19 protein-coding genes are annotated in these 20,091 nt (G+C 71.3%); 12 read left to right on the plus strand and 7 right to left on the minus strand.

Translation table 11 applies throughout. The features are described 5' to 3' along the window. Positions 1-21: 21 nt before the first annotated feature. From blsF to ABXJ52_RS03830, 4 genes are all read right to left on the minus strand, one after another. On the minus strand, positions 22-963 hold the full coding sequence (blsF, locus tag ABXJ52_RS03815; RefSeq protein WP_367039132.1) for a CGA synthase-related protein: 942 nt from the start codon (positions 961-963) through the stop codon (positions 22-24). Beyond that, entirely contained in the window at positions 951-1,937 is a 987-nt protein-coding gene (gene blsE, locus ABXJ52_RS03820) for a cytosylglucuronate decarboxylase (RefSeq protein ID WP_367039134.1), read from the minus strand. Before blsE ends, blsF begins: the two co-directional genes overlap by 13 nt. Next, complete coding sequence (locus ABXJ52_RS03825) at positions 1,930-3,237, minus strand: hydroxymethylcytosylglucuronate/cytosylglucuronate synthase (RefSeq protein ID WP_367039136.1); 1,308 nt, start codon at positions 3,235-3,237, stop codon at positions 1,930-1,932. Before ABXJ52_RS03825 ends, blsE begins: the two co-directional genes overlap by 8 nt. A 444-nt stretch (positions 3,238-3,681) precedes the next feature. Beyond that, entirely contained in the window at positions 3,682-4,602 is a 921-nt protein-coding gene (locus ABXJ52_RS03830; protein WP_367039137.1) for a LysR family transcriptional regulator, read from the minus strand. A 149-nt stretch (positions 4,603-4,751) separates the two neighbouring features. Here ABXJ52_RS03830 and ABXJ52_RS03835 point away from each other — a divergent pair, with 149 nt between their 5' ends. The 9 genes from ABXJ52_RS03835 (at position 4,752) to ABXJ52_RS03875 (ending at position 13,047) form a co-directional block, all read left to right on the plus strand. Beyond that, entirely contained in the window at positions 4,752-5,762 is a 1,011-nt protein-coding gene (locus tag ABXJ52_RS03835) for a fumarylacetoacetate hydrolase family protein (protein ID WP_367039139.1), read from the plus strand. Then, positions 5,759-6,721, plus strand: a complete 963-nt coding sequence (locus ABXJ52_RS03840; RefSeq protein WP_367039141.1) for a cyclase family protein — start codon at positions 5,759-5,761, stop codon at positions 6,719-6,721. The genes ABXJ52_RS03835 and ABXJ52_RS03840 overlap by 4 nt, the downstream gene beginning before the upstream one ends. 58 nt (positions 6,722-6,779) lie before the next feature. Further along, on the plus strand, positions 6,780-7,910 hold the full coding sequence (locus tag ABXJ52_RS03845; RefSeq protein ID WP_367039143.1) for an FAD-dependent oxidoreductase: 1,131 nt from the start codon (positions 6,780-6,782) through the stop codon (positions 7,908-7,910). Beyond that, complete coding sequence (locus tag ABXJ52_RS03850) at positions 7,907-8,911, plus strand: amidohydrolase family protein (protein ID WP_367039144.1); 1,005 nt, start codon at positions 7,907-7,909, stop codon at positions 8,909-8,911. Before ABXJ52_RS03845 ends, ABXJ52_RS03850 begins: the two co-directional genes overlap by 4 nt. A 10-nt stretch (positions 8,912-8,921) precedes the next feature. Continuing rightward, positions 8,922-9,860, plus strand: a complete 939-nt coding sequence (locus tag ABXJ52_RS03855; protein WP_367039146.1) for a VOC family protein — start codon at positions 8,922-8,924, stop codon at positions 9,858-9,860. 30 nt (positions 9,861-9,890) lie between these two features. Beyond that, positions 9,891-10,862: a fumarylacetoacetate hydrolase family protein gene (locus ABXJ52_RS03860; RefSeq protein WP_367039148.1), complete on the plus strand. Its 972-nt coding sequence runs from the start codon at positions 9,891-9,893 to the stop codon at positions 10,860-10,862. 99 nt (positions 10,863-10,961) lie between these two features. Continuing rightward, entirely contained in the window at positions 10,962-11,954 is a 993-nt protein-coding gene (gene dhaK, locus ABXJ52_RS03865) for a dihydroxyacetone kinase subunit DhaK (protein ID WP_367039150.1), read from the plus strand. 81 nt (positions 11,955-12,035) lie between these two features. Beyond that, on the plus strand, positions 12,036-12,644 hold the full coding sequence (gene dhaL / locus ABXJ52_RS03870; RefSeq protein ID WP_367039151.1) for a dihydroxyacetone kinase subunit DhaL: 609 nt from the start codon (positions 12,036-12,038) through the stop codon (positions 12,642-12,644). Continuing rightward, entirely contained in the window at positions 12,637-13,047 is a 411-nt protein-coding gene (locus ABXJ52_RS03875) for a PTS fructose transporter subunit IIA (RefSeq protein ID WP_367039153.1), read from the plus strand. The genes dhaL and ABXJ52_RS03875 overlap by 8 nt, the downstream gene beginning before the upstream one ends. Positions 13,048-13,057: 10 nt before the next feature. Here the strand turns inward: ABXJ52_RS03875 and ABXJ52_RS03880 are convergent, their stop codons facing one another. Beyond that, positions 13,058-13,783, minus strand: coding sequence for a glycoside hydrolase family 75 protein (locus ABXJ52_RS03880; protein WP_367039155.1), 726 nt, complete (start codon positions 13,781-13,783; stop codon positions 13,058-13,060). Positions 13,784-13,997: 214 nt separating this feature from the next. On the opposite strand from ABXJ52_RS03880, the gene ABXJ52_RS03885 reads away from it, so the two are divergent. Together ABXJ52_RS03885 and ABXJ52_RS03890 are read left to right on the plus strand one after the other, a co-directional pair. After that, the gene (locus ABXJ52_RS03885) at positions 13,998-15,011 is read left to right on the plus strand and encodes a fibronectin type III domain-containing protein (RefSeq protein ID WP_367039157.1); all 1,014 of its coding nucleotides are present in this window, start codon (positions 13,998-14,000) and stop codon (positions 15,009-15,011) included. 189 nt (positions 15,012-15,200) lie between these two features. Continuing rightward, positions 15,201-15,719 carry a hypothetical protein gene (locus tag ABXJ52_RS03890; RefSeq protein ID WP_367039159.1) on the plus strand — a complete coding sequence of 173 codons (519 nt, stop codon included), beginning with the start codon at positions 15,201-15,203 and terminating at the stop codon, positions 15,717-15,719. Positions 15,720-15,860: 141 nt separating this feature from the next. On the opposite strand, the gene ABXJ52_RS03895 is transcribed toward ABXJ52_RS03890, so the two are convergent. Together ABXJ52_RS03895 and ABXJ52_RS03900 are read right to left on the minus strand one after the other, a co-directional pair. Continuing rightward, positions 15,861-16,400 carry a PadR family transcriptional regulator gene (locus ABXJ52_RS03895; RefSeq protein WP_367039161.1) on the minus strand — a complete coding sequence of 180 codons (540 nt, stop codon included), beginning with the start codon at positions 16,398-16,400 and terminating at the stop codon, positions 15,861-15,863. Positions 16,401-16,476: 76 nt separating this feature from the next. Then, positions 16,477-18,498, minus strand: a complete 2,022-nt coding sequence (locus tag ABXJ52_RS03900; RefSeq protein ID WP_367039162.1) for an NADPH-dependent 2,4-dienoyl-CoA reductase — start codon at positions 18,496-18,498, stop codon at positions 16,477-16,479. Positions 18,499-18,759: 261 nt separating this feature from the next. Between ABXJ52_RS03900 and ABXJ52_RS03905 the strand changes: the two genes are divergently transcribed. Continuing rightward, the gene (locus tag ABXJ52_RS03905; RefSeq protein ID WP_367039164.1) at positions 18,760-20,052 is read left to right on the plus strand and encodes an ABC transporter substrate-binding protein; all 1,293 of its coding nucleotides are present in this window, start codon (positions 18,760-18,762) and stop codon (positions 20,050-20,052) included. The last annotated feature ends 39 nt before the right edge of the window (positions 20,053-20,091 follow it).

Below are 20,091 nucleotides of genomic sequence, written 5' to 3' on the forward strand. Positions count from 1 at the left end.
GTTCGGCGGGTGGGTGACCTGTCACAGGGGGGCGAGGGAGAGCTGGCGCAGGGTGCGGGCGACACGCTGTGCGCCCCGCAGGTCGTCCGCGGCGCCGTCGAGCGCGGACCACGGGTCCGGCCTCTCGGGGCCCCAGAGGGTGGGGGCTCGCGGATCGGCGGCCACGGGGACGGGGGCCGCACGGGCGACGCGGTCGGCGAGGTCGCGCTGCGCGTCGCCGAGCGGCGGGAGAAAGGCGAGCGGCGCGCGCCGGGCCTGGGCGAGCGCCACCGCGCCCAACGTGGGGCTTGCCAGGAGCAGTTCGGTGCCGGCGTGCAGGGCGTCGACGTCGGTGTCCGCGGCGCGCAGGACCCGTACGCCGTCCATGCCTTCGAGGGCGGCACGCACCCGCTCGACGCCGGTGTCGCAGACCACCTGGCACCGCTGCGTGCGGCGCACGGCCTCCGCGGCGATCTGCCGCAGCGCGTCGGAGGTGAACGCCTCCGTGTCCCCGGCCGGGGCGCCCCACAGTGAGAGCAGAAGCAGGGTGCCGCTCCGCCGGCGCCCGCGAGTCATGCGGGCGGGCGCGAGCACGCCGGTGGTGCGTGCGCCGCCGGGAGTCGCGGGCCAGGGGCCGGGAAGCCATCCCGGACGGTGTACGCGGAGCAGTGCCCCTTCGGCCTCCGCCGCCAGAGGGGCGCCGGTGGCCCGGTGTCCCGAGCACAGCCGCACGACCGGTACGCCCAGGTCGAGGAGACGGCGGGTGGCGGCGTCGTCGTCGCAGACCAGGGCCACGTCGGGCGGCGGCCCGCCTTCACCGGTCCCGCCTCCGTCTTCCGCCCTCTCAAGTTCGCCCAGGTGCGCGGCGATACGCCGCCCGGCGAGCAGCGAGTCGAGTTCGTCGTCCCGCGACACCAGCAGCACCCGGCGCGGGGCGGGACCGGACGGGGGCGTGGCTGCCCCGCCGGGGCTCAGTACTGCCACGGCGCCGCCACCCCGAGCCGGGCGACGTCGTCGCTGTAGCCGGCGGCCGTCGTGGAGCAGCCGCCGCACATGTCGGGTCCCCGCTCGCGGAAGAAGTCCGCGTGGGTACGGAAGACCGGTGTGTCCAGGTGGATGGCGCCGCCTTCGCGCAGCGGGGCACCGCCCAGGTCCTCCCCTTCCCGGTGCGGGAGGCAGCTGCAGGCGTACATGCGGCCGTACTTGCCGTCGATGTAGATCACGTCGTCCACGACGTGGCAGAGCGGCTCCGAGGCCCGCGGGGTCAGTGACTCGGCGAAATAGCGCTCCTGCTCCTCCGGGGTGTCTCCGTAGAAGCGCTTGCCGAGCGGCACGAGGAGGGAGCCGGGATCCGCGTCGTAGATCGGGTCGCAGACCGCGCGCACGTGATCGGGATCGGGGTAGGTGATGGAGCGCTCCAACTTCAGCGCGGAGAGCTCCCATTGCTTGACGCCGGCCTCGGTGAGCACCTTCTGCAGGTCCGGCATCTCCGTGTAGTTGTGCGGCCCGACCACGGTGTTGACCCGGGGCAGGACGCCAAGTGCTGCGGCGTCGCGCAGCCCTCGCAGGCCGTTGTCGAACATGCCGGGGGAACGCCGGTAGACGTCGTGGGTCGCCGCGGAGCCGCCGTCGAGACTGACGATCACCTGGGCGAGCCCCGCATCGGCGAGCCGCGGAGCCTTCTTCGGCAGCATCATGCCGTTGGTGATCATGGACATCTTCATGCCCGCGTCCGTGCCCGCCCGTACCAGCTCGACGACGTCCTGATGCATGAGGGGTTCGCCGCCGGTGAACCGTACATAGCCCACGCCGGCCGCGCGGGCCTTCGGCAGCAGTTCGGCGAAGTCCTCGAGCGAGAAGCGGAAGGTGTCACGGGAGAGCGCGAACTCGCACATGAAGCAGTCCGCGTTGCAGGCTTCCAGGAGCCTGACGAAGAGATAGCGCTGACGCTCAGTCATGTACGTCGATGCCTTCCTGGACGGTACGCGGAGCCGTGGGCCCGGCGGGGCCGGGGCGCGGCTCCCTGTCGAGTACGTCGAGTACGTCGAGCAGGGCGTCGGCCACCTGGGCGGCGCCACGGGTGCCGACCTGGGCGGCGAGGCCGCCCCATGCGGCGCCGGTCGACGCACGCCCCAGGGCCTCAAGTACGCGCTCGCGTACGGCGGTTACGAACCGCGGGGCGTTGCCCGGCTCGGCGGCGGCGGCGATTCCCCCGTAGATGACCCGCAGGCCCGCGTCCTCGCCCTGTGACCGGCGGACCAGGGCCTCGTCCTCGGCGAAGACCTCCGGCGGCCAGACGGTTCTGACGTCGCAATGGACGGCGCTGCTGTGGAAGCGGCCGTTGAAGATCTGGCTGAGGTTCTGCGGCGGCAGGCAGACGGTGGGCACCCCGAGGCTGCCGGCCTCCAGCAAGGTGGTGAGCCCCGGCGAGGTCAGCAGGACATCGCAGTCGGCGAGCCGGTCGAGGAACTCGGCGTGGGAGAGCGGGCCCGCCGTCACGCCGAGGCCCGCGTGGCCCGTCGCACGGAGCCGCTCGGCCAGTTCGGCGGGCAGGTTGCCCGCCACATGCGCCTCACGGACGCCGTACGTTGCGAGGGCTTCGAGCACCGCGGGCAGGACGATCTCCGGATAGCGCGTCCAGTCGGCCAGGCCGGGGGCGCGCAGACCGCCCAGGTTCACCAGGGCACGCCGGAACGGTTCCGGGCGACTGTGCCGGGGCCGCTGCACCTCGGGGGGAGCGCCGATCACCGCTTCGACCCAGCGCAGGTCGCGTACGGATCCGAGGACGCCGATGCACTCCTGGGGCAGTTCGACGCACTGCTGCGCGCAGTAGACGGAGACCTCGAGCGGGAGTTCGGGCAGGTCGCCCTCGGTCCACAGGAACGGCAGGCTGTCCACGAACACGGTCGGTACGCCCGCAGTCTCCAGGGCCACGGCCGCGGGACCGTCGAGCACGACGACGGCCGCCTCGATCCGCTCCGCCTCCACGACCTTGGCCACGGCATCGGCCCTTTCGCCCGCGGGCACCTCGGCCGGCAGGTCGTACCAGTGCTCGACCCCGTGCCGCGTCAGGAGCGGGCGGCCGAGGCCCGATGCGAGGCCGATGAACCTCAGCGGTCGGGCGGACCGTTCGCGCAGCGCGGTCAGGACGGCGCTCAGCTTGCCCGAGCTGCCCCAGCCGAACTCGGCGCCGGCGACCGCGACGGTGACCGGATCATCCCGGACGTCTCGCCGGTCCGGAGGGCGTTCACCATGCATCGTCTTGACCAACTCCCTTGCCAGGGCCGGGGTGTGGCCCCTGTCGGGTGAGTACGGGGAGGGAATGTCACGTGGGGATGAGGTGCATTCGAACCGTGCCGCGGCGATCGACCCGCAACAGGCTCCTGCCGCAGAGGGGGTCCCTCCGCTTCCCCCACGATCACCCCTGCGCCTGGCGCCGAAAAGGCCCCCCGGTCGCCTTCTGGCCATCGAAAAGTAGTTGCGAACAGCTCGCAATAAGCCGCTCGCACGCGCTGGCCGGACTCACCCGAACGCCCCGCCCCGAGCGCCGCCACCACCTGTGGCATACCGACTGTGCACGTGCCCGCCGAGAGCCCGACACCCCCTCCAACAAGCCGTTTCGACGGCCGAGGACCACCAGAGGGACACCCCGCAACAACGGCCGAAAGAGGCCACTGGCACATGCCGCGGCAGGAGCGGCAATCAGTCGAGGGTGCGGGAATCGATCATGCGACCACCGACGCGTGCCGCTGTCTCGCGCAGCCAGATGTGGCCCGCGTCGTGGGTGTGCACGGGATGCCACCACAGGGCCTCCCGCAGCGGAACCGCGTCGTAGGGCGGCTCCAGGACGCGCACGGCGGTGACCGGCGCGAACAGCCGGGCCAGGCGGGCCTGTACGAGAGCGATGCGCCGGGTGCCCGCGACCATGAGCGGCAGCAGCTGGAAGTTGTCGACCGACACCTCCGCCCGGGGTTCGACGCCGAGCATGCCGAGTTGGCGCACGGCCGGCGCGTCGTAGGTGCGCTGGTAGGTGACCCAGGGCAGCCGGGCCAGGTCCTCGCGGGTGAGGTGGTCGCCGACGTCGGGGTGGTCGTCCGCGACGAGGAAGACCCACCGGTCCGCGTAGAGGTCGGTGGCGGGAAAGTCGCTGATGACGCCGTGCGGCATGAGCAGGCCGTCGGTGGCGCTCAGGAGGGCGGCGGTGTCGTCGACCACGGTGGCCGGGGTCTGGGTGAAGCGCAGCCGGATGCCGGGGGCCTCCTCGTGCACGACGCGGGCGAGTTCGGCGCCGAAGACGGCGACGGCGTAGTCGGAGGCCACGAGCTTGAACTCGCGGCGCTCCCTTGCCGGGTCGAAGTGGGCCTGGCTGGCGAAGAGGCGCTCCAGCAGGTCGTACGCGGTGGAGGTGCGGTCGAGGAGGACCTGGCCGAGGGCGGTGAGTTCGTAGTGGCCGCCGACGCGCGCGAGCAGGTCGTCGTCGAAGTGCCGGCGCAGCCGGGCCAGGGCCGCGCTCATCGCGGGCTGGCTGATGCCGACGCGCTCCCCCGCGCGGGTGACGTTGCGCTCTTCGAGGAGCGCACGGAGGGCGACGACGAGGTTGAGGTCGAGGCGGGCCAGATTCACGGACTTCCTTCTGCTGCAGGGCGTTGACCAGGGTGGATAACTGCGGTTGACCAGCGGAGATAACTGCGGTGGATGTCTGTCATCCACAGAATCGATTTCCCTGATTGCGCGTAACGGGTCCAGATTAGTCACACCGCACCCAGGAGGACATGTCCGTGAAATCTGAAGCCGCGTCCGCACCCTTCGCAGGACCCTTCGCCCTCGCCACGCTCTCGGCCCCGGACGGGCCCCCTTTCCCCGCTCTCGTCACGCCGGACGCCCAGGTGGCCGACCTTCAAGACGCATTCGGGGACGCTCACTTGTCCGTCCGGGGCCTCCTCGACGACTGGTCCACGGCTGAAGCGCGTCTGGCCGCGCTGGCCGGTGAAAGCGGCGGGGCGCACGCGCGGTGGAAGCCTCTGGCGGACTTCCGCGTGCACGCCCCCGTCGAGCCGCGTCAGGTGTTCCAGTCCGGGGCCAACTACCGGCAGCACGTCATCGACCTGCATGTCGCCCACCGCGACCCGTCCGACGAACGGCCCGATGAGGAGCGGCGCGCCGAGGCCGCCGAGATCATGGACCGCCGGGCGGCCGAGGATCTGCCGTACGTCTTCATCGGACTGCCGAGCGCCATCACCGGTCCGTACGACGACGTCGTGCTGCCCGCGTGGTCCGAAAAGCCCGACTGGGAGCTGGAGTTGGCGGCCGTGATCGGCAGGCCGGCCCATCGGGTATCCGTGGCGGAGGCCCTGCAGCACGTCGCCGGTTACACGATCGCCAACGACCTCACCGACCGGGCCACGGTCTTCCGCCGGGACATGCCGCAGATCGGCACGGACTGGCTGCGCAGCAAGAACGCGCCCGGCTTCACGCCGCTCGGCCCCTGGATCGTGCCCGCCGCGTCGATCGCGGACCCCGGCGACCTGCGGCTGCTGCTCAGGCTGAACGGAGAGACCATGCAGGACGAGTCCACCAAGGACATGATCTTCGACGTCGCCCGCATGGTGTCCTACGCCTCCCAGGCCGCGCGCCTGCTCCCCGGCGACCTGGTGCTGACCGGGTCCCCGGCCGGCAACGGCATGCACTGGGGCCGGCTGCTGCGCGACGGCGACGTCATGGAGGGCTCCATCACCGGGCTCGGCGGCCAGCGCACCCGTTGCGTGGCGGAGACGACGCGGTGAATCCGGACCGCCACGACCCCGAGGGCTCCATCGCGCGAACCGCCAAGGCGGTCTCCAACTGGGGCCGTTGGGGCGAGGACGACGTCCTCGGCACACTGAACTTTCTCGACGAGGCCAAGCGCCGCGAAGGCGCCGCACTGGTCCGGCGAGGTGTGAGCTTCTCCCTCTCCCAGGCCTTCGACATCAACGGCCCGCAGAAGGGCTGGCGGCGGCGCACCAACCCCGTCCACACCATGCTGGACACCGGCACCGACGCGGCCCTCGGCAACCAGGGGCTCCCGCACGGCATCGGCGGCGCGGACGACGTGATCGCCATGCCGCTCCAGTGCTCCACCCAGTGGGACGGCCTCGGCCACATCTTCGACCACGGCAAGGCGTGGAACGGACGCGCCGCCGAGAAGGTCGTCACCTCCGACGGCGATCGGGTCACCGGCGTCGAGCACATGGCTCCGCACGTCGCCGGCCGGGGCGTGCTCCTGGACGTCGGCCGGGTTCTCGGCGCGGACGGCGAGCTGCCCGACGGCTTCGCCATCACCGGGGAGCAGCTGACGGCGACCGCCGAGGCCCAGGGCGTGCGGGTGGGCCGCGGCGACATCGCGCTGGTGCGCACCGGGCAGCTCGCCCGGGTGCGCCGCGACGGCTGGGGCGACTACGCGGGCGGCCCGGCCCCCGGTCTCTCCTTCACCGCCGCAGGCTGGCTGCACGGCTGCGAGATCGCCGCGATCGCGACCGACACGTGGGGGTTCGAGGTGCGGCCCAGCGAGTTCGAGCACGCCTTCCAGCCGCTGCACCAGGTCGCCATCCCCCACATCGGTCTGCTCATCGGCGAGATGTGGGACCTGGACGCGCTCGCCGATGACTGCGCCACCGACGGCGTGTACGAGTTCTGGCTCACCGCAGCGCCCCTGCCCATCACCGGCGCGGTCGGCTCGCCCGTCAACCCGCTCGCCGTCAAGTAACTCCGCGCCGTCACATAGTCCCGCGCCGTCAAGTAGCCCCAGAAGCAAGGAACTTCCCATGACTCAACCCCGCAGTGTCCTGGTCGTCGGCGGCGGCGCCGCCGGTAACGCCGTCACGATCCTGCTGCGTCGCGCCGGTATCGCGGTGGACCTGGTCGAGGCCAAGGACGACTGGAACGCCACCGCAGGCTCCGGCATCACCCTCCAGGGCAACGCCCTGCGCGTGCTGCGCGAACTCGGCGTGTGGGACCAGGTCGAGGCGTCCGGCTTCGGCTTCGGCTCCGTCGGCATCGTCTCGCCGGACGGTGCCGTGCTGCACGCCGCCGACGACCTGCGCACCGGCGGCGACGACCTGCCCGCCACCGTCGGCATCCAGCGCCCTCACCTTCAGCAGATCCTGATCGGGGCCGTGCGCTCCGGCGGCGCATCCGTCCGCCTGGGCACCACTGCCAGGTCCCTGGACCAGGACGCGGACGGCGTCCTGGTCCGCCTCAGCGACGGCTCCGAACAGCGCTACGACCTGGTGATCGCCGCCGACGGCCTGGGTTCCGCCACCCGCGCGGCGATCGGCATCGCGGCCGTTCCCGAGCCCACCGGCATGGCCATCTGGCGGGTCGCCGCCCCGCGCCCCGCCGGCGTCACGCGCGCCGACCTGGCCTACGGCGGCCCGGCCTACATCGCCGGTTACTGCCCCACCAGCGACACCACCCTGTACGCCTTCGTCGTCGAGGCCAACCGCGACCGCGCCGCGATACCTGCCGAGTCCTACGCCGACGAGATGCGCCGCCTGACTTCCGCCTACGGCGGCTTCTGGCCGGAGATCACCCAGCACATCACCGACCCCGCGCGGGTCAACTACACGTGGTTCGACCGGATGCTCGTCGAGGGTTCCTGGCATCGCGGACGGGTCGTGCTCATCGGCGACGCGGCCCACTGCTGCCCGCCCACCCTCGCGCAGGGCGCCGCCCTCTCGCTGGAGGACGCCTGGGTACTCGCCCAGCTGCTCACCGGGTCCGACGTCTGGGACCACGCGCTCTTCCAGGCGTACTTCGAGCGGCGCGTCGCGCGGGTGCGTCCGGTGGTCGAGGCGTCCGTACAGATCGGGCAGTGGCAGCTCGACGGCGTACGCGACGCCGACGTGCCCGGCGTGATGGGCCGGACCATGGCGATGCTCAGGCAGCTGCCGTGAGCACGCCCACCGTCGACGTGCACGCCCACGTCCTGCTGCCCGAGGTCGAGGCACTCGTCGCGGGCCTGCCCGGCCACGAAGCGTCCCGGGCCCTGGACGCTCGCCGCAACGGCCCCGAGGCTCTCGCGGTGAGCGGCCCCATGGTGCGCGAACGCCTCCCCGCGCTGACCGACCCCGCCGTACGTCTGGCCGCGATGGACGAGCAGGGCGTTGATCTCCAGCTCGTCAGCCCCTCCCCCTCGCACTACCACTACTGGGCCGGTGAGGAGACGGCCGAAAGGGTGTACCGGCTGGCCAACGAAGCGACGGCGTCGCACTGTTCGGCCGCTCCCGGCCGGTTGCACGGTCTGGGGCTCGTGCCGCTCCAGCACCCCGCTCTCATGGTGCGTGCCCTGGAACACGCCCTGGAACAGGGCCTGTCCGGCGTGGAGATCTCCAGTCACGCACCCGGGCGCGAGCTGTCCGACCCGGCCTACGCGCCGTTCTGGTCCCGCGCCGATGAGACGGGCTCGCTCATCTTCCTGCACCCTTTCGGCTGCACGCTCGACGACCGTCTGGACCGGTGGTACCTGTCCAACACCGTCGGCCAGCCCACCGAGAACGCCGTCGCCCTCTCCCATCTCATCTTCTCCGGAGTCCTCGACCGGCACCCCGGCCTGAAGGTGATCGCGGCGCACGGCGGCGGCTATCTGCCCACCCACATCGGCCGCTCCGACCACGCCTGGTCGGCCCGCCCCGACGCGGGCGCCGGCTGCGCGCACCTGCCGAGCAGCTACCTCGCCCGGCTGTACTTCGACTCCCTCGTCCATGACCCGCACGTCCTGCGGGAACTGGTCCGCGTCGCGGGAGCAGACCGTGTCCTGCTCGGGTCCGACTTCCCCTTCGACATGGGAAGCGACGACCCGGTCAGGGCCCTGCGGTCGGCCGGCCTGTCCAAGGACGACTTCGACGCCGTACGCGGCGCGAACGCCGCCGCCCTGCTCGACATCATCCCCGCCTGAGGAGAAAACCATGAGCGCACGTCTGCTCACCCATCTGCGGCACGTCGATCTCGCCGTACCCGACTACGAAAAGCAACTCGACTTCTACTCCGGCGTCTGGGGCCTGTCCAAGGTCGCCGAGGACTCCGGTGTCTCCTTCCTGGCCGCGGAGGGCTCGCCCGAGCAGTACGTCGTCCGGCTGCGCAAGGCCGAGGAGAAGCGCCTCGACCTCGTCTCCTACGGCGCGGCGAGCGCGGCTGATGTCGACGCCCTGGCCGAGCAACTCCTGGCTGCTGACGTCCAGTTGGTCTCACGGCCCGGCAAGGTCGACACCCCCGGAGGCGGCTACGGCTTCCGCTTCTTCGACGTCGACGGGCGCACCATCGAGGTCTCCGCCGACGTCGAGGTCCGAAAGCACCGCAAGATCGAGGAGAAGGAGGCCATCCCCGTCAAGCTCTCGCACGTGGTGCTCAACTCCCCCGATCTGAACCGGACTCGGGAGTGGTACGAGCGTCACCTCGGATTCCGCCTCTCGGACAGCCTGAGCTCACCGCACATGGGCGAGGTCATGCACTTCATGCGGATCAGCAACCAGCATCACTCCATGGCCATCGCCCGGGGCCCGCACACCGCCCTGCACCACATCTCCTTCGAGATGAGGGGCATCGACGAGTACATGCGCGGCTCCGGCAGGGTCATGCGTGCCGGGTTCAGGAAGATCTGGGGGCCGGGCAGGCACCTGGCCGGCGACAACACCTTCACCTACTTCCTCGACCCCCACGGCAACACCGTCGAGTACACCACCGAGCTGGAGGACCTGGACGAGGACACCTGGCATCCCCACGTCTACGACTTCTCCGAGCCAGAGGTCACCGACCAGTGGGGCACCGCCAACGCCATGAACGAGCTGGTCGCCAAGGAGTCGTTCAACGACGTCGACCGCGGTGTGTTCGTCGCGCCGCCGGTCTGATCCGCCCTCCACTCCGCCGGGAGCCGCACCATGCGTTTCGCCGCCTACGAGCATCAACAGCGCCACCGCGTGGCCGTCGTGGAGGACGACGGCACCCTCTTCCCCCTGCCCAGGGTCACCTCGCTCACCGCCCTCCTCGCGGAAACCGGCGGCCTTCCCGGACTGCTCGCCGCGGGCGCTGCCGCCCTCGACGCGCCGCCCGGCCCGCATGTCTCGCAGGTTCGCCCGCTCCCTCCCCTCCAGCCCACGTCAGTACGGGACTTCGTCACCTTCGAGGAACATGTCGAGGGCGTACGCCGCTCCGTGGACGGAACCGGCGGCGTACCCGAGCAGTGGTACGCGGCGCCGACCTTCTACTTCACCAACCCTCACGCGATCTACGGCCCCCACCAGGATGTGCCCGTGCCGCCCGGGGCAGCCGTGCTGGACTTCGAACTCGAAGTGGGCGCCGTCATCGGGCGGGAGGGCCGCGACCTCACCCCCCGGCAGGCGCGCGACCACATCGTCGGCTACACGGTGTTCAACGACTGGTCGGCCCGCGACCTGCAGTCGGCGGAGATGAAGGCCGGCCTCGGCCCGTGCAAGGGCAAGGACACCGCCACGACCCTGGGCCCTTACCTGGTCACCGCCGACACACTGGAGCCCTTCCGGGATGCCGACGGCTTCCTGCGGCTGGCGCTGACCGCCGAGGTCAACGGCCAGGTGGTCGGCAAGGACCTGCTGTCCAACATGAGCTGGACCTTCGAGGAGATGACGGCCTACGCCTCGCGCGGCACCCGGGTCGTGCCCGGTGACGTGCTCGGCTCCGGGACCTGCGGAAACGGCGGATGCCTCGCCGAACTGTGGGGGTTGCGCGGTGAGCGGACCCCGCGGCCGCTGCGGGCAGGCGACACCGTCGGCCTCACCGTCGAGGGCATCGGCACCCTGACCAACACCGTGATCCCGGGAGTCGAGCCCGTGCCGCTGCCGGCCGGCCGGCGCCGCACCCGGGAGCGGCCGTGAGCGATCCGTACCGTGATCTGTGCCCCGCGTCTCCGATGCCCTGGGCGAGCCGCGCTCGTAGACTCCATCGCAGACCGGCACAGCTCACAGGAGGTACCCATGAAGATGCTCATCAACGTGGCGGAGACGGTCGTGGCGGACGCGCTGCGGGGCATGGCGGCCGCGCATCCCGATCTGACGATCGACGTGGACAACCGCGTGATCGTGCGCAGGGACGCCCCCGTCGAGGGGAAGGTCGCCCTCGTCTCCGGCGGGGGCTCCGGGCATGAGCCGCTGCACGGTGGGTTCGTCGGGCCGGGGATGTTGTCCGCGGCCTGTCCCGGTGAGGTGTTCACCTCGCCCGTGCCGGATCAGATGGTGCGGGCCGCTGCCGCCGTGGACAGCGGGGCGGGGGTGCTGTTCGTCGTGAAGAACTACACGGGGGACGTCCTCAACTTCGACATGGCGGCGGAGCTCGCCGAGGACGAGGGCATCCAGGTCGCGAAGGTCCTCGTGAACGACGACGTGGCCGTCACCGACAGCCTCTACACGGCGGGCCGCCGCGGCACCGGTGCGACGCTCTACGTGGAGAAGATCGCGGGGGCGGCGGCCGACGAGGGCCAGCCGTTGGAGCGGGTGGAGGCGATCGCGCGGCGGGTGAACGAGAACGCGCGGAGTTTCGGCGTCGCGCTCAGCGCCTGCTCCACGCCGGCCAAGGGCAGTCCCACGTTCGATCTGCCGTCCGGCGAGCTGGAGTTGGGCGTCGGCATCCACGGCGAGCCCGGCCGTGAGCGGCGCCCGATGATGACGTCGAGCGAGATCGCGGACTACGCCGTGGACGTGGTGCTCGGGGACCTTCAGCCGCGCAACCCCGTACTCGTGCTCGTGAACGGCATGGGGGCCACTCCCCTCCTCGAGTTGTACGGCTTCAATGCCGAGGTCCAGCGCGTCCTCGCCGAGCGCGGTGTCGTCGTGGCACACACGCTGGTCGGCAACTACGTGACATCGCTTGACATGGCCGGGGCCTCCGTCACCCTGTGCCAGGTCGACGAGGAGCTGCTGCGGCTCTGGAACGCCCCGGTGCGTACGGCGGGGCTTCGCTGGGGTATCTGATCCCCCAGCCGTCACCACGTACGACACATGGCAGTTCCGTACCCGCCCGTGCCCGACCGTTCTACCGCGCAAGGAGTTTCCGTGCTCGATGCCGCATTCTTCCGTCACTGGCTGACCTCGGCCGCCGCACTCGTCGACCGGGAGGCGCAGCGGCTCACCGAGCTGGACTCGCCGATCGGCGACGCCGACCACGGCAGCAATCTGCAGCGTGGGTTCGCCGCCGTGGTGGCCACTCTGGAGAAGGACGCACCGGCCACGCCCGGGGCCGTGCTCACCTTGGCGGGACGGCAGTTGATCTCGACCGTGGGGGGTGCGTCGGGGCCGCTGTACGGGACGCTGCTCCGGCGTACGGGCAAGGCCTTGGGTGACGCGCCCGAGGTCAGCGAGCAGGAGTTCGCCGACGCGCTGCGGGCGGGGGTCGACGCCGTCAGCGCGCTCGGGGGCGCGGCGCACGGCGACAAGACCATGCTGGACGCCCTCGTGCCCGCGGTCGACGCGCTCTCGGAGTCGTTCGACGCGGCGCGTGCCGCCGCCGACGAAGGTGCGCTGGCCACTACGCCGCTGCAGGCGCGCAAGGGCCGGGCCAGCTATCTGGGCGAGCGCAGCATCGGGCACCAGGACCCCGGGGCGACCTCGTCGGCGCTCCTCTTCGACGCGCTCGCGCAGACCGCGGAGGCCGGCCGTGGGTGACGACAAGCTGGTCGGCATCGTCCTCGTCTCGCACAGCGGGCCCGTCGCCGAATCCGTCGCCGCCCTTGCCACGGGGCTCGCGGGCGGCGGGACGACCGCACCCGTGGCCGCCGCGGGCGGCACCGAGGACGGCGGCCTCGGCACCAGCTCGGAGCTCATCGCCGCGGCCGCCGCGAAGGTGGACGGCGGCGCGGGCATCGCGATCCTCACCGATCTGGGCAGTGCGGTCCTGACCGTGAAGGCGCTGATCGCCGAGGGCGACGAGCTCCCGGAAGGTGCCCGCCTGGTGGACGCCCCGTTCGTGGAGGGCGCGGTCGCGGCGGTGGTGGCCGCCTCCGCGGGCGCCGACATCGCGGCGGTGGAGGCCGCGGCGGTCGAGGCGTACTCCTACCGGAAGGTGTGAGGCCGGGCGGTCAGTTCTGGCCGAGGAACTGCCGGGCCAGCGCGTCGCCCCGGGCGACCGCGGCCCGGTGGCTCTCGATGGGGGACGCCTTGGGGCCGGTGAAGACGATGTAGGTGACGCCCGCGTCGGTGCCGCCGGACCGGGGGTCGGGGTTGATGCCGAGGGACTTGGCCGCCGCGTACGACGCCTCGCCGATGAGGTCGGTGGGTCCGGTGTCGCCCACGACGGCGTACAGGACCTTTCCGCCGTGGATGACGGCGGCCACCGAGCCGCCTGTGATGCCGTGCCGCGTGTGGCTCCAGATGCGGCTCGCGCCCGGCACGACGACGTACGGAAGTCCTTCGGCGCTCAGCTGGCGGCCGCCCGATTCCTGGAACGCGGTGGTGTTCTGGAACAGCGGGTCCGTGCGCCGGTTGCAGGCCCTGCTCGGCCGCCCGTCGCAGTCGATGTCCATGTCGGCCTTCCAGAACACCGCGCCCCGCTTTCCGCAGACGGGTACGTTCGCGGGAGCTCCGCCGTCCGTACGGTACTTGCCGAGCGAGACCTGCTGACAGGTCGCGGTCCTGGCCAGGAGGGCGGCTGCGGACACGGGCCCCTCCTGGCTGACCGGATCCGGTGAACCACCCCTGATCGCGAGCGACTTGCGCTCCTGCGGATACGCCGCGGCGGGCAGTGAAGCGGGGACGAGCAGGACGACTCCGACAGCGGCGCCGAGTGCCGCGTTTCCGATACGCATGTGAAAGGGCCTTCCCTGGGAGGTAACTGACGGCCGGTCGGGCAAGCGAAGACCGACTGCCGGTAGCACCTGACCAGACATCCCAATCTGTCCCGGGTCCTACACCTCGGCCACCGCTCGGAGCCCCGACGGTGCGTGCGGCACCCTTGATGTGCACCCGACACCCGTGGGGAAATAGGTCCGGACCAATGCCGCCCGAGTGGAAGGCACGACCGTGCGACGGACCCCCCACCTGTCCACCCCCTTCACCCGCCTCTCCGCCCTTTCCGCCCTCCTCGCCGTCGGCGCCTGCTCCCTCACCGCCTGTGCCTGGGGCGGCGACAAGGATGCGAAGGACGTGCGACCCCCGGCAGCCCCGCGAGGCGTCACGGTCGAGGCGGGCAGTGCCACCACCGCCCACGTCATGTGGAACCGCGCGACGGACGACACCGAAGTCACCGGCTACGACGTGTACCGGGGTTCCACCAGGGTCGAGCGCGTGTCCGGCGGCAAGCACATGGTGGACGTCGGCGGCCTGAAGCCGTCCACCGCCTACACCTTCACCGTCCGCGCCCGGGACGCCGAAGGGAACGTCGGCGAGCCCAGCAAGAAACTGACGGTCACCACGCCGGCCGCCACCGCCGCGGACCGGAAGCCGCCCTCACGCCCCGGCTCGCCGCGGGGCACGGTGGAGGGGAGCCGGGCGGTGACGCTGTCCTGGGGCGCGTCCAAGGACGACCAGGGCGTCGCCTCGTACGAGATCCATCAGGGCACGTCCAAGATCCACAGTGTGGGCGGGAGCGAGCTGCGCACCCTCGTCACCGGGCTGCGTCCCGGCACCACCTACCGCTTCACCGTCAAGGCGCTCGACGCGGCCGACAACGCGTCCCCGGCCAGCCGTACCGTCCGTCTCACCACCGCGGCGGGCCGGGACGACGGGCGCGGCACCGCGCCGACGGACTTCCGCGCGAAGACCCGGCACACCGACGGGGCGTACTACATCGAGCTGGCCTGGACGCCGCCGGTCACCGGCGGCGCGGTGGCCGAGTACCAGATCCACCTCGACGGGAAGAACGCCACCTCACTGGTGTTCGGCGGTACGGCGCCGCAGAAGAAGGCCACGCACAGCTTCTACATCGGCAAGGAGCCCGGCGACACCCACCGGGTGAAGCTCCGGGCCAAGCTCCCCGACGGGACGTGGGGCGGCTTCACCCCCGAGCAGAAGGTCACCACGGGCCGGCGCCCTTGACACCGGTCAGCCGCGGGCCCGCCCATCAGCTGTCGGCCGTCCGAAGGATTCCGTCACCTGCCCGGTCGCTGTCCACATGCGGCCGGGGAGATTGGCACGTTGGCTCATCGGCAGGTAGCACGGGCGCTCCCCGACCCCCGGCGGCGCATGGGATGTACCGCCTCCCGTGCCACCGGAGGGCAGACACTCATGCGCACACTTCAGATATCCGTCCGCTCCGGCCTGACCATCGCCGCCGCGGCTGCGCTTCCAATGGCACTGACCGCTCCGTCGGCATCCGCCGCCCCCGGAGGAATCACGGTCACCGCCAGGGGAACGACGGTCACGGTGATCACGGCGGCCTGCCCCGACGGGGGCGACGCCTCGCTGATGAGCAACGGCCAGGCAAGCTTCGCCGCGGGCAGGCAGATGCCCCTCACGAGCGGCAGCGCGTCCTGGCAGAACGTCAGCACCGGTCTCCACACGGTGGCCGTGATCTGCGAGGACGGTACGACAGCCGGTTCACAGACGGTCACCGTCGGGGCATCGGCATCGCCGACGACCCGCTCCACGACGGCGCCCCCGCGCGGCGTCCGGGGCGGTCTCGGCGGCGGCAGCGAGGACTACGGCACCTTCACCCTCGCCGCGGGCGGGGCCCTGGTGGTCCTGGCCGTGGGCGGTGGTGGCGCCTGGTACCTGCGTCGCCGCGGCGCGCAGCACCGGCTCTGATCCAGGGCCACCGAAAGGCGGCTGCCGTCGGCCCCCAGTCACGCTGGGCCGGCGGCAGCCGTCATCCTGAGGACACCCGAGGAACCCGAGGACCACGCGAGGACCACCCGAGGACCACCCGAGGACCACCTGAGGGAAGCTTCACGCCTCCGGCGCCCCGAGCTCCTCCAGGGTCTGCTCGAGCCACCGCGTCCAGAACGTCTCCAGATCGATCCCGGCCCGCAGCACCACATGCCGCAGCCGGTCCTCCACCGCGTCCTTCCCCGGCGGGAAGTCCCGCTTCTCGATCTCCTCATACTCGGCCAACTGCCGCCGGTGCAGGGTGAGATGGCGGTTCAGGTCAGCCTCGATGCCGTCCGTTCCGACGACCGCCGCCGCCCGCAGGCGCAGCAGCAGCGTGTCCCGCAACGGCTTGGGATCCTGGCTCGCTGCCGTCCAGCGGGCCAGCTCGGCGCGGCCCGCGGGCAGGACCTCGTACTCCTTCTTCTGCCCGCGGGTCGCCTGTTGCTGCTCAAGGGCGCGGATGGCCCCGTCCCGCTCCAGTTTTCCCAGCTCGCGGTAGATCTGCTGGTGCGTGGCCGACCAGAAGTAGCCGATCGACTTGTCGAACCTGCGGGTCAGCTCCAACCCCGACGAAGGCTTCTCGAGCAGGGCGGTGAGGATCGCGTGCGGGAGTGACATGGCGGCCATCCTAGGTACGGCGCCCGGAGCAGGCGCCCGGGGTCACGGGGCGCCCGCTGTCATAGGACGCCCGGGGTCACAGCGCCGCGGCCAGCTCCGTGCCCTGCTTGATGGCCCGCTTGGCGTCCAGCTCGGCGGCGACGTCCGCGCCTCCGATGAGGTGCGCGCTGTGCCCGCCGGCGAGCAGCTCCTCGTACAGGTCGCGGCGCGGGTCCTGGCCCGAGCAGAGGACGACCGTGTCGACGGGGATGACCGTGGACTGTCCGTCGACAGTGATGTGCAGGCCCGCGTCGTCGATGAGGTCGTAGCTCGCGCCGGCGACCATCGTGACGCCGCGGTGGCGCAGCTCGGTGCGGTGGATCCAGCCCGTGGTCTTGCCGAGGCCCTGTCCGACCTTGGACGTCTTGCGCTGCAGGAGGTGCACGGAGCGCGGCGGGGTGGGGCGGTCGGGCGCGGTCAGGCCGCCGCGGTCCTTGTAGTCCATGTCGACGCCCCACTGACGGAAGTACGTCACCGGGTCCAGGCTCGCCTTGTCGCCGCTGTCGGTGAGGTACTCGGCCACGTCGAAGCCGATGCCGCCCGCGCCGATGATCGCGACGCGCTCCCCCACCGGCGCGCTGTCGCGCAGCACGTCGAGGTAGCCGACCACGCTGGGGTGGTCGATGCCGGGGATCTCGGGGGTGCGGGGGGTGACTCCGGTGGCGACGACCACTTCGTCGTACGCCGCCTTCGCGAGGCTCTCCGCGGTGGCGCGGGTGTTCAACCACACTTCTACGCCGTGCAGTTCGAGCTGGGTGCGGAAATAGCGCAGGGTCTCGTCGAACTCTTCCTTGCCGGGGACCTTGCGCGCGACGTTCAACTGGCCGCCGATCTCGGACGCGGCGTCGATGAGCGTGACGTCGTGGCCGCGCTCGGCCGCCGACACCGCGAAGGCGAGTCCCGCCGGGCCCGCGCCGACGACGGCGACGCGCTTCTTGGTGCGGGTCGGCGCGAGGACGAGCTCGGTCTCGTGGCAGGCGCGCGGGTTCACCAGGCAGGAGGTGATCTGGAGGTTGAAGGTGTGGTCCAGGCAGGCCTGGTTGCAGCCGATGCAGGTGTTGATGGCATCGGACTGCTCGGCCTTCGCCTTGGCCACGAAATCCGGGTCGGCGAGCAGCGGGCGGGCCAGGGACACCATGTCGGCGGCGCCGTCGGCGAGCAACTGCTCCGCGATCTCGGGGGTGTTGATGCGGTTGGTGGTCACGAGCGGTACGGAGACCTGGCCCATGACCTTCTTCGTGACGAAGGTGTACGCACCGCGCGGCACCGACGTGGCGATGGTGGGGATGCGCGCCTCGTGCCAGCCGATGCCGGTGTTGATGATCGTGGCGCCCGCCGCCTCGATCTCCTTGGCGAGGTGGACGACCTCTTCGAGGGTCGAGCCGCCGGGGACGAGGTCCAGCATCGAGAGGCGGTAGATGATGATGAAGTCCGCGCCGACGCGCTCGCGTATGCGGCGGACGATCTCGACGGGGAAGCGGATGCGGTTCTCGTAGGCACCACCCCAGCGGTCGTCGCGCTGGTTGGTGGGGGCCGCGATGAACTCGTTGATCAAGTAGCCCTCGGAACCCATGACCTCGACGCCGTCGTAGCCCGCGAGCTTGGCGAGTTCGGCGGCGCGCACGAAGTCCTCGATGGTCTGCTCGACCTCGGCGTCCTCCAGGGTGCGCGGCACGAAGGGGCTGATCGGCGCCTTGATCGCGCTCGGCGCGACGAGGCCCTCGTGGTAGGCGTACCGCCCGAAGTGCAGGATCTGCATGGCGATCTTGCCGCCCTCGGCGTGCACGGCGGCCGTGATGCCCGCGTGCTCCCGCGCCTCCGCCTCGGTGGTCAGCTTGGCGCCTCCGTCCCAGGGGCGGCCGAGCTCGTTCGGGGCGATACCGCCCGTGACGATGAGGCCGACACCGCCTCGCGCACGGGTCGCGTAGAACTCCGCCATCCGCCGGAAGCCGTCCGGCGCCTCTTCGAGGCCCACGTGCATGGACCCCATCAGGACCCGGTTGGGCAGGGTGGTGAAGCCCAGGTCCAGGGGGTTCAGCAGGTTCGGGTAGCGGCTCATGCGGGGCCTCCGTGCGCGATGGTCGTCACGACTGTTCTAGACGACGCATCACCTGTTGTGCAACTAGTTGCATAAAAGCGGGGCGCCGAGACTGCGACGAACCTGCGCCCAGCCTGCGCCCGGATTGCCGCATTCGCCGGAAGATTCGCGGTGCGCAACAGGCCATTGACCGTTCGACGAAGCCCTCCTACGCTCCTCGCACCCCCGCAGGTATATCGATTAACCCCTGGTTGTCATCGTCCTGGTTGGAGACATCCCGCTGTGCGCTCAACGATGAGTCGGCGCGGCTTCCTCGCCGCAGGTTCAGGCCTGACCGCCGCCACCACCCTGCCCGCCGTCGCCGGCTGCTCCACGCTGGCGTCGGCGGATTCCGATCCCGACACGCTCGTGGTGCACAGCCAGCTCGGCACCACCGCGCCGGGCTCGCCCACGTACCTGTCCGCCCTGAACACCTTCCGGGAGGAGAACCCGGGCCTGAAGGTGAAGAACCTCGTCAACGGCGACGACCTCGCGCAGGTCTACGAGACCTCACGGCTCGCCCGCAAGGAGCCGGACGTCGTCATGGTGAACCTCTACGACAAGACGCTGGCCTGGACCGATGTCGGGGCCACCGTCGACGTCAAGGGATACATGGACGACTGGGGGCTGCGAAAGCGCGTCCTGCCCGTCGCCCTCGGCGCCTGGACCGACGGCAAGGGACGGCTTCGGGCCTTCCCGTACTTCGCCACCAACTGGCCGGTCGCCTACAACACCGCGCTGCTCGACAAGGCCGGGGTCGACGCCATCCCCACCACCGGCGACCAGCTGATCGCCGCGGCCCGCAAGCTCCGCGCCAAGGGCATCGCGCCGGTGACCGTCGGCGGCAACGACTGGACGGGCCAGAAGCTCCTGGCGCAGATCATCCAGACCTTCCTGACCCCCGACGAGGCGCGGAAGGTGTTCACGAGCGGTGACTTCAGCGGCAGCCGGGGCGCCCGCGACGGCATCGAGTACTTCGCCGCCCTGCGCGACGCGGGAGTCTTCGCCGACAAGGCACAGGGCCTGACCTCCGACACGATGACGACGCAGTTCAACACCGAGGCGGCGGCCATCCAGTCCGCGATGTCGTCGGCACTGGCGAAGGTCCCGGAGAAGGTCGCCCGGCACACCGAGGTCGGAGGCTGGCCCCTCGCGCCGGACGCCGCGCACGACAAGCCGACGATCCTGCGGACATACACCCTGATCGGGTTCTGGATCAGCCCGAACGGCACGAAGAAGCTGGACGCGGTCGAGAAGTTCCTGCGCTTCATGTACCGGCCCGACACCGTCTCGCGGTTCATCAAGGAGAGCGGGCGCGACATGGCGCTGCGCTCCGACACGCTCAGCACGGACTTCCCGCTGGTCGCCGATGCGCAGAAGCTCGGCGACGACGTCAGCGAGGCCCTGCTGCCCGACGTCTACGTCCCGCCGGCCGCGACGCAGCCGCTGATCACCGCGACCAGTACGGCGTTCACGCGTGGCACGAGCCCCGCCAAGGTGCGTTCCGTGCTCGAAGCCGCGTACCGCACCGCATGAGCCGCCGTCCGTCCGAGCTGCCCGAGCCGCCCGAGCCTT

The organism is Streptomyces sp. Je 1-332 (genome assembly GCF_040730185.1).
In the GTDB taxonomy this organism is placed as follows: Bacteria; Actinomycetota; Actinomycetes; order Streptomycetales; family Streptomycetaceae; genus Streptomyces.

Excerpts from the sequence above, each read along its gene's own strand:
- ABXJ52_RS03825 (WP_367039136.1), bottom strand. The coding sequence starts at position 3,237 with ATGCATGGTGAACGCCCTCCGGACCGGCGAGACGTCCGGGATGATCCG.
- dhaK (WP_367039150.1), top strand. The coding sequence starts at position 10,962 with ATGAAGATGCTCATCAACGTGGCGGAGACGGTCGTGGCGGACGCGCTG.
- ABXJ52_RS03880 (WP_367039155.1), bottom strand. The coding sequence starts at position 13,783 with ATGCGTATCGGAAACGCGGCACTCGGCGCCGCTGTCGGAGTCGTCCTG.
- ABXJ52_RS03845 (WP_367039143.1), top strand. The coding sequence starts at position 6,780 with ATGACTCAACCCCGCAGTGTCCTGGTCGTCGGCGGCGGCGCCGCCGGT.
- ABXJ52_RS03890 (WP_367039159.1), top strand. The coding sequence starts at position 15,201 with ATGCGCACACTTCAGATATCCGTCCGCTCCGGCCTGACCATCGCCGCC.
- ABXJ52_RS03855 (WP_367039146.1), top strand. The coding sequence starts at position 8,922 with ATGAGCGCACGTCTGCTCACCCATCTGCGGCACGTCGATCTCGCCGTA.
- ABXJ52_RS03835 (WP_367039139.1), top strand. The coding sequence starts at position 4,752 with ATGTCCGTGAAATCTGAAGCCGCGTCCGCACCCTTCGCAGGACCCTTC.
- blsE (WP_367039134.1), bottom strand. The coding sequence starts at position 1,937 with ATGACTGAGCGTCAGCGCTATCTCTTCGTCAGGCTCCTGGAAGCCTGC.
- ABXJ52_RS03860 (WP_367039148.1), top strand. The coding sequence starts at position 9,891 with ATGCGTTTCGCCGCCTACGAGCATCAACAGCGCCACCGCGTGGCCGTC.
- ABXJ52_RS03900 (WP_367039162.1), bottom strand. The coding sequence starts at position 18,498 with ATGAGCCGCTACCCGAACCTGCTGAACCCCCTGGACCTGGGCTTCACC.
- ABXJ52_RS03895 (WP_367039161.1), bottom strand. The coding sequence starts at position 16,400 with ATGTCACTCCCGCACGCGATCCTCACCGCCCTGCTCGAGAAGCCTTCG.